Raw genomic sequence first — 8,812 nt, 5'->3', positions numbered from 1 at the left:
GTGTTATATAAAATTGATGAGCATGTTGGGTGCCGTAAGTTCATATCGTGATTCAAAAAAGGAATTTTTGTTAACCTATTGTTCTAAAGCGCCGGTTGTACAGCTAACAGCGGTTAAGTATGCCGAGGTTAAGCCCCTGATGGTAAGAGCGAAGTAATTTAAAAAAGCCGTGCCCTATTATAGTGGCAGGCAAGCATATGATATACAAAGTGATAGCCTTAAATGTCGGCCGCTTCATTGTATCCATAACATTTAGCAGAATAAAAAAATGAGTGACACCAAAATGTCACTCATTTTTTTTGAAAAGGCCTAAAAATGTTACATATAGTACTTTTTTAATTACAAAGGGAATTTATACCTTAGTAAGGCTAACTAATAGCGTAACTTAATCTCACCTAATAACTTATGCATATTAAAATATTCTGTTTGTCAGTTTGTTTGTCGTGCCTGATGCTTTTTAATCAAGAAGTAAAGGCGCAGGGCCTTGGTATATTTGAAAATCAAACCGATGTAGGTACAGTTAAGCATAAAGGCAGCGCCCAATACGATGCCAGATTGCAGCAATATGAACTTACAGGTTCGGGAGAAAACATTTGGGCCACGCATGATGATTTTCATTTTGTGTGGAAACGCATGAAAGGCGATTTTATACTACGCACCAATGCCGCCTTCATCGGTAAAGGGGTAGAGTTACACCGCAAAGTAGGCCTGATGGTCCGCACAACACTCGATTCAAATTCAAAGCATATTAACGCTGTTGTTCATGGTGACGGATTAACCTCACTGCAATACCGTAAAACCATTAGTGGTATTACCGAAGAGAAAAAAGCAAGTATCACGGCTGCCGATGTTATCCAGCTGGAACGTAAAGGCAATACCTACACCATGTCGGTAGCCCGCAAAGGCGATCTTTTTGTTACCGAAGAGGTGAGCGATCTTGATCTTGGCGATGAAGTGTATGTAGGTATTTTCATTTGCTCGCATAATGATAATGTGAGCGAAAAAGCCACCTTTAGTAATGTACGTATAGTTACGCCTGCACCTGCGTCATTGGTGCCTTACAAACAATATCTTGGCAGCAGCATCGAACTGCTGGACCTGGAAACACAAAATAGTACCATCGTGTACCAATCGCCGCGCTCGTTGCAGGCTCCAAACTGGATGAAAGATGGCAAATCGCTTATTTACAACAGCGATGGTTCATTATATAAATTCGATCTTAAAACCAATAAGCCCGTCGTTTTAAATACAAATCCGGCAAAAAATAATAATAACGATCATATTCTTTCTTTTGATGGTAAAATGTTGGTCATCAGCAGTGGCGATGGCGGGCCATCGATAGGGTATACAGTACCTTCATCAGGAGGAAATGCTAAAAGAGTGACTGCTTTGGGGGTTGGCGCAAGCTATATGCATGGCTGGTCGCCCGATGGTAAGTACCTGGTATTTTGCGGACAACGAAATAAAGAGTTTGATGTATACCGTGTACCTTCTGGCGGCGGACCCGAAGAAAGGCTGACCACAACCCCCGGTTTGGATGATGGCCCCGAATATACTCCCGATGGTAAATACATCTATTTTAATTCTGTACGTAGCGGTTTGATGCAGATATGGCGTATGAAAGCCGATGGCAGCGAGCAAACACAGATAACCAATGACGATTATAACAACTGGTTTCCGCATATATCGCCCGATGGTAAATGGATAGTTTATATTACCTTCTATAAAAACGAAGTTGCACCGGATGATCATCCTTTTTATAAACACGTCTTTATCAGGATGATGCCGATAGGTGGCGGCCAGTCAAAAGTGGTGGCCTATTTATACGGCGGGCAAGGTACTATCAATACGCCATCATGGGCGCCTGATAGTAAGCATATTGCTTTTGTAAGTAACTCAGATCTTTTATTTCCTGTATTCCCGATAGGAAAGTAATTGTACAAAATAAAGTAGTAATATTGGGTTCGGGTTGCGGGTTACGAGGTTCGCGTAATTGAAACCAAATCACGAATCACGCAACACGAATCACGAAACACGCAACACGAAACACGCAACACGAAACACGCAACACGAATCACGCAACACGAATCACGAACCAAAATAAATCAATATGCAAACCACACGCAGATCATTTTTAAAAACCGGTGCTTTAGCAGTTGCAGGCGCGGCCTTATTACCCGATAGTCTGTTTGCCACAGAGAAGAAACTTCAAAGGGTAGGAGTACAGCTGTATAGCGTGCGCGATGCCATGAAAGTTGATCCGCAGGGAACGCTTAAAAAAATTGCTGATGCCGGCTATCATCACATAGAGCATGCCAACTATATCGATCGTAAGTTTTATGGCTATACTGCAAAGGAATTTAAAAAGATACTGGACGACCTTGCGCTTAAAATGCCCAGCGGCCATACGGTAATGACTGCCCAGCACTGGGATGATTCAAAAAAGGATTTTACAGATGCGTGGAAATATACAGTGGAAGATGCCGCTACCATGGGCCAGAAATTTGTAATAAGCCCATGGCTGGATGAAAAGGTAAGGACCGATGCCGACGCCCTGAAACGTACCATGGAGCAGTTTAATAAATGCGGCGAGCTATGTCAAAAATCATCAATGAAGTTTGGTTACCATAACCACAACTTCGAGATCAGTACTAAGGTTGGCAATATAACCCTTTACGATTATATTATCCAAAATACCGACCCTGCTTTGGTGGCGCAACAAATAGATATTGGTAACATGCTGACCACCGGTGGGCATGCGCTTGATTTTATTAATAAATATCCGGGTCGTTTTGAGTCAATGCATGTGAAGGATGAGATAAAGGTTCCTGTGCACGATGGCGATGATACCGAGAGCACCATTTTAGGCAACGGTATATTACCTGTTAAAGAAATATTAAAAGCAGCCAGTAAAAAAGGCGGGACTTCACTTTTTATCATCGAACAGGAAGCATACCAGGGCAAGGATCCGATAGATTGTGTAAAAATTGATTTACAAATCATGAAAAAGTGGGGTTATTAATACTAATCGGGTAACTTGCCACACTAAATTTAATCTTGAAGCCGTTACTTTTAAAACGGAAATTATTAAGTTTGAAAATCGTTTTTAAACCAAAGCAAACCGATAAGTTAAATTAACCTGTAAACCCCGCAGGTAATTAATCAGTGCTGCTAAAACAATTTACCTATATGCACAGGCGTACGGTCATAAAAAATCTGGCTTTAATTATTGGGGGTGCCGCTTTACTACCTGCCTGTATGCGGGAAGAAGGTAAAGCATCCATTGCCCTTAAAAATGTTGAAATCAGTGCCGACCAGGAAAAACTGTTGGGCGCTATTACCGATACCATTATCCCCAAAACCAATACGCTCGGTGCAAGAGATTTAAGCCTGCATTTATTTGTGCTTAAAATGCTTGATGATTGTTATAAAAAGGCAGATCAGCAAGCGTTTATGAACGGCATGGAGCAGTTTAATGATGCGGTTAAAAAGAAATACGATAGATTATTTGCCGAACTAAGCGTTAAGCAGCGCGAAGAAATGCTGTTGAGCATTGAAAAGGATAAAGACCCTAAAAGTATTTCTACCCCGGCGGAATTAAAAACGTTTTATGGTATAGTAAAAGAACAAACGGTAAACGGCTATACGCATTCGCAATACTTCATGACCAAACAGGTAATTTATGAACTGATACCTGGGCGTTACAATGCACATTTTCCATACAAACAAAAGCAAGCAGTATAAATAATGGCCAATTTAAATATAGATAGCGTTAAGGATAGAACATTTGATGCCATTGTTATAGGTTCGGGGATGAGTGGCGGCTGGGCTGCAAAGGAGTTAACTGATAAAGGCCTTAAAACCCTGATATTGGAACGGGGCCGCGATGTGAAGCACAATAAGGATTACCCCACAACCAATATGTACCCCTGGGAGTTTGAGCACCGCGGCGAACTGCCCATGGCAGTACAGGAGGCCAATCCTATAGTTAACCGCTGCTATGCCTTTGGTGAGGATGCAGCCCATTTTTTTGTAAAAGATAAAGAGCACCCTTATGTTCAGGAAAAACCATTTGATTGGATCCGCGGATACCAGGTAGGGGGGAAATCGCTGCTATGGGCGCGCCAAACGCAGCGCTGGAGCGAGTTTGATTTTGAAGGCCCGGCCCGTGATGGGTTCGCGGTAGATTGGCCTATCCGTTATAAGGATATTGCACCCTGGTACAGTTACGTTGAAAAATTTGCCGGTATCTCTGGCAATAAAGATGGCATTGCCGAATTACCCGATGGTGAGTTTTTACCGGCTTTTCCGCTAAATAGTGTCGAGACTTATTTTAGTCAGCACGTTAAAAGTAAATATAGTAACCGCCATGTGATCAGCGCCCGTTGTGCACACTTGTCAAAACCCAACCAGATTCATTTAGACCAGGGGCGTGTGCAATGCCAGGAACGCATCCTTTGCCAGCGTGGCTGCCCCTTTGGCGGATACTTTAGTGCCAACGCGTCAACAATACCCTGGGCGCTTAAATCCGGCCATTGTACCTTGCGCCCGTTTTCGGTTGTGGAATCTATTATTTACGACGAAAAACAAGGCAAGGCTACCGGTGTACGCGTTGTTGATACAAATACAAAAGAAACTATTGACTACTACGCTAAAATCATATTTGTAAACGCCGCTGCTTTAAATACTAATTTGGTACTCCTTAACTCCACATCAAGCCGCTTCCCCAACGGATTGGGTAACGATAGCGGAGTATTGGGTAAATATGTTGCCTTTCATAATTACTCGGCACATATCGGGGCCGAATATGATGGCTTCAAAGAATGGACAACCGATGGCCGCAATCCTGCGGGTGGCGGTTATATTCCACGATTCCGTAATGTATATAAACAGGAAACAAACTTTTTACGTGGTTATGCATCCGGTTTTAGCGCATACCGTTATCAGCAACGCCCATGGGATGGGGTTGGCAGCAGCTTAAAGGAAAATTTAGTTAAAGATAACCTGAGCGGCTGGAAAGTAGGATCGCACATGATGGGCGAAACTATCCCCAAAGAGAGCAATTATGTAGCTCTTGATAAAACACTGAAAGACCAGTGGGGCATTCCGCAGTTAAAGATTTCTGTTGAGTATGATGATAACGACGAGAAGATGAAAAAAGATTATGTTGAGCAATTAACAGAAATGTTCACCAGCGCGGGTTTTACCAATATAAAAGCCAGTACAGATAACAGGGCGCCGGGATTGGATATTCATGAAATGGGGGGTGCGCGCATGGGTAATGATCCTAAAACATCGGTGCTTAATAAATGGAACCAAATGCATGCGGTTAAAAATGTGTTTGTAACGGATGGCGCTTGTATGACTTCAACCTCATGCCAAAATCCATCCCTCACGTATATGGCCTTTACCGCCAGGGCCGCCGATTATGCTGTGAGTGAAATGAAAAAGGGGAATATATAATGGTGAGTGGTGAGTGGTGAATAGTGAGTTGAGTAGATAGATACAAGGAAGTCAAACAACTCTCCATTCACTATTCACCACTCACCGTTCACTATTCACCACTCACAGCTCACTATTCATCGCTCACCAATCACTCCTTCGTGTAAAAAAAACACACTGAAAATATTTGTAAAATAATTTTTATTCATACATTTAACGCAGTAACCAATTAATAAACAAAACAACTAATCATATATCGTATGTCTGCAAACACTTATGACGCTATAGTCATTGGCTCAGGAATTTCAGGCGGGTGGGCTGCCAAAGAACTAACACAAAAAGGTTTGAAAACCATCATGCTGGAGCGCGGCCGTGACATCAAGCATATAAAAGACTATGTGAACGCTAATAAAGATCCCTGGGAATTTCCGCACAGGGGTGGCCGTACACAAAAAATGATTGAGGATTATCCGGTGTTAAAACGCGATTATCCCTTGAACGAAGTCAACCTTGATTATTGGGCAAGTGATAAAGATAGCCCTTATACCGAAACAAAAAGGTTCGATTGGTTTCGTGGTTATCATGTAGGTGGCCGCTCATTAATGTGGGGCAGGCAATCATACCGCTGGGCCGATGTTGATTTTGAAGCCAACTTAAAAGATGGTATCGCTGTTGATTGGCCTATTCGTTATAAAGACATTGCACCATGGTATAGCTATGCAGAGAAATTTGCAGGCATCTCCGGTAATAAAGACGGTCTTTCCATATTACCCGATGGTGATTTTATGCCGCCAATGGATTTAAACGTAGTTGAAAAAGACGTTGCAAAACGTTTAAAAGAATATTATAAGGATCTGCGCCCGCTGATTATTGGCCGTACAGCCAATATCACCCTGCCGCATAACGATCGTACAAACTGCCAGTATCGTAATAAATGTTGGTTGGGCTGTCCTTTCGGGGCGTATTTTAGCACGCAGTCGGCCACATTACCTGCCGCTATGGCTACCGGGAACTTAACAGTTCGCCCATGGTCTATAGTTACCAAAATATTGTACGATAAGGATACTAAAAAGGCAAAAGGAGTTGAGGTATTGGATGCCGAAACTAACCAAACCTATGAGTATTTTGCTAAGGTTGTATTCCTTAACGCTTCAACCATAAATTCGGCCTGGATATTAATGAACTCGGCAACTGATGTTTGGGATGGCGGTTTAGGCAGCAGCAGCGGCGAGCTTGGCCATAACCTGATGGATCATCACCTGGGAGTTGGTGCATCGGGCAGAATAGAAGGGTACGAGGATAAATATTATTTCGGCAGGCGTGCAAATGGTTTTTATATTCCGCGTTTCCGTAACCTTAATGGCGAAAAGCGTGATTACATCCGTGGCTTTGGTTACCAGGGCGCTGCAAGCCGCGAAGGCTGGAGCAGGGATATTGCCGAACTAAACATTGGCGGCGCATATAAAGATGCCATCAGCGAACCAGGTTCATGGCAAATAGGCATGGGAGGTTTTGGTGAAACATTGCCATACCATGATAATAAGGTTACCATTGATAAAACTAAAAAAGATAAGTGGGGCCTGTCTGTTGTAGCTATTGATGCCGAATTGAAGGCGAACGAGTTAAAGATGCGCATTGAGATAGAAAAGGATGCTAAAGAACTACTGGAAGCAGCCGGAGCTAAGGATGTGCAAACTCACAGCTCTAATCCGTATTTAGGCCGCGGTATTCATGAAATGGGTACGGCACGTATGGGCCGCGATCCAAAAACATCGGTACTTAACCAGTGGAACCAGGTTTGGGATGCCAAAAACGTATTTGTTACCGATGGTTCATGTATGACATCGGCTGCTTGCCAAAACCCGTCACTTACTTATATGGCGTTAACAGCCCGTGCTGCCAACTATGCTGTTGATGCTTTGAAGAAAAACGAGATCTAACAAAAACATCAAATACACTACCTATGTCTGAAGAAAAAGATAACGTTGCCCCCAACCCATCGAGGCGGGATTTTATTAAAACCAGTTCGATAGCTGCCGCAAGTTTTATGATTGTTCCGCGGTTTGTGTTGGGCGGAAAAGGTTTTGTTGCGCCAAGTGATAAATTGCTGATTGCCGGTGTTGGCGCGGGCGGTAAAGGCCAAAGCGACATTGCTAACTTTTACAAAAGCGGAAAGGCAGAGATAGCTTTTCTGTGCGATGTTGACGACAGGCGTGCAGCAAAATCACGTGCCGATTTTCCAAAAGCAAAATATTATAAAGACTGGCGCGAGATGTTTGATAAGGAACATAAACACTTTGATGCCGTATCTGTTTCAACCCCCGATCATAACCACGCCATCATTACTTATCGCGCCATGCAGTTGGGTAAGCATGTTTACGTGCAAAAGCCATTGACGCACGATATTTGGGAAGCCCGTTTATTAACCGAAGCAGCTAAAAAATATAAAGTAGTTACACAAATGGGTAACCAGGGATCATCAAACGATGGTACCCGTTTACTTTCTGAATGGTACGATGCCGACCTGATTGGTGATGTACATACTGTTTACTGCTGGACAAATCGCCCGGTATGGCCGCAGGGCATTCAATGGCCTGCACCGCAGCCAAATATTCCTAAAGAATTAGATTGGGATCTGTGGTTGGGCACTGCACCCAAAAAAGATTATGTAGATAAACTTGTACCGTTTAACTGGCGCGGATGGTGGGATTATGGTACCGGCGCACTTGGCGATATGGGCTGCCACCTGGTAGAAGCACCTTTTAGGGTATTGGGCTTACAATATGCCAAGGATGTACAGGCAAGTGTAGGTAGTGTGTATGTTGATGAGTYTAAAGAAGGGCATTTCCCTGAAAGCTGCCCTCCATCAAGCCATATTACCTTAACTTTCCCTAAAACCGATAAAACAAAAGGTGAGGTTACCCTGCACTGGATGGATGGTGGTATACAACCCGAAAGACCGGCAGAATTATTACCAAATGAAAAATTTGGCGACGATGGTAACGGATCATTATTTATTGGCACAAAAGGTAAAATGATAGCCAGCACCTACTCTGAAGAACCATTACTGTTACCAACTGAACGTACTAAAACAGCCAAAGCACCTCAAAAATGGCAGCGCGTGCCCGGTGGATCCAACGGGCACTATGCACAATGGGTTGAAGGTTGTTTGGCTGGTTACGGTAAAACTGAACTGAGTTCATCATTTGAGAAAGCCGGCCCGCTTACCGAGGCTTTGTTAATGGCCAACCTGGCTGTGCGCGGCCATGAACTTAAAGGAGGTCACATAAAATTAGTGTGGGATAATTCGGCAATGAAGGTTACCAATTTTGATGATGTTAACCAGTATATTAAACGCGAATACCGACAG

The 8,812-nt window shown here is 43.2% G+C and carries 6 protein-coding genes; all 6 read left to right on the top strand.

Translation table 11 applies throughout. From position 1 onward, the window contains the following. The first annotated feature begins 450 nt into the window (after positions 1-450). Positions 451-1,935: a hypothetical protein gene (locus tag AC1DPZ_RS17180; RefSeq protein ID WP_477405585.1), complete on the top strand. Its 1,485-nt coding sequence runs from the start codon at positions 451-453 to the stop codon at positions 1,933-1,935. A gap of 175 nt (positions 1,936-2,110) precedes the next feature. Further along, on the top strand, positions 2,111-3,022 hold the full coding sequence (locus AC1DPZ_RS17175) for a sugar phosphate isomerase/epimerase family protein (RefSeq protein ID WP_477405583.1): 912 nt from the start codon (positions 2,111-2,113) through the stop codon (positions 3,020-3,022). 167 nt (positions 3,023-3,189) lie between these two features. Further along, positions 3,190-3,744 carry a gluconate 2-dehydrogenase subunit 3 family protein gene (locus tag AC1DPZ_RS17170; protein WP_477405581.1) on the top strand — a complete coding sequence of 185 codons (555 nt, stop codon included), beginning with the start codon at positions 3,190-3,192 and terminating at the stop codon, positions 3,742-3,744. Positions 3,745-3,747: 3 nt separating this feature from the next. Then, entirely contained in the window at positions 3,748-5,463 is a 1,716-nt protein-coding gene (locus AC1DPZ_RS17165; protein ID WP_477405579.1) for a GMC oxidoreductase, read from the top strand. A 239-nt stretch (positions 5,464-5,702) separates the two neighbouring features. Next, positions 5,703-7,382, top strand: coding sequence for a GMC oxidoreductase (locus AC1DPZ_RS17160; protein ID WP_477405577.1), 1,680 nt, complete (start codon positions 5,703-5,705; stop codon positions 7,380-7,382). Positions 7,383-7,405: 23 nt separating this feature from the next. Beyond that, positions 7,406-8,812, top strand: a 1,407-nt coding sequence (locus AC1DPZ_RS17155; RefSeq protein ID WP_477405575.1) for a Gfo/Idh/MocA family protein, incomplete at its 3' end; no start/stop codon positions are given.

It is taken from the genome of Mucilaginibacter sp. P4_G9, assembly GCF_056400985.1.
This window is presented reverse-complemented; position numbering and strand designations above follow the sequence as displayed.

Bases quoted from the DNA above. Each gene is read 5' to 3' on its own strand.
- AC1DPZ_RS17180 (WP_477405585.1), top strand. From the start codon at position 451: ATGCTTTTTAATCAAGAAGTAAAGGCGCAGGGCCTTGGTATATTTGAA.
- AC1DPZ_RS17175 (WP_477405583.1), top strand. From the start codon at position 2,111: ATGCAAACCACACGCAGATCATTTTTAAAAACCGGTGCTTTAGCAGTT.
- AC1DPZ_RS17170 (WP_477405581.1), top strand. From the start codon at position 3,190: ATGCACAGGCGTACGGTCATAAAAAATCTGGCTTTAATTATTGGGGGT.
- AC1DPZ_RS17165 (WP_477405579.1), top strand. From the start codon at position 3,748: ATGGCCAATTTAAATATAGATAGCGTTAAGGATAGAACATTTGATGCC.
- AC1DPZ_RS17160 (WP_477405577.1), top strand. From the start codon at position 5,703: ATGTCTGCAAACACTTATGACGCTATAGTCATTGGCTCAGGAATTTCA.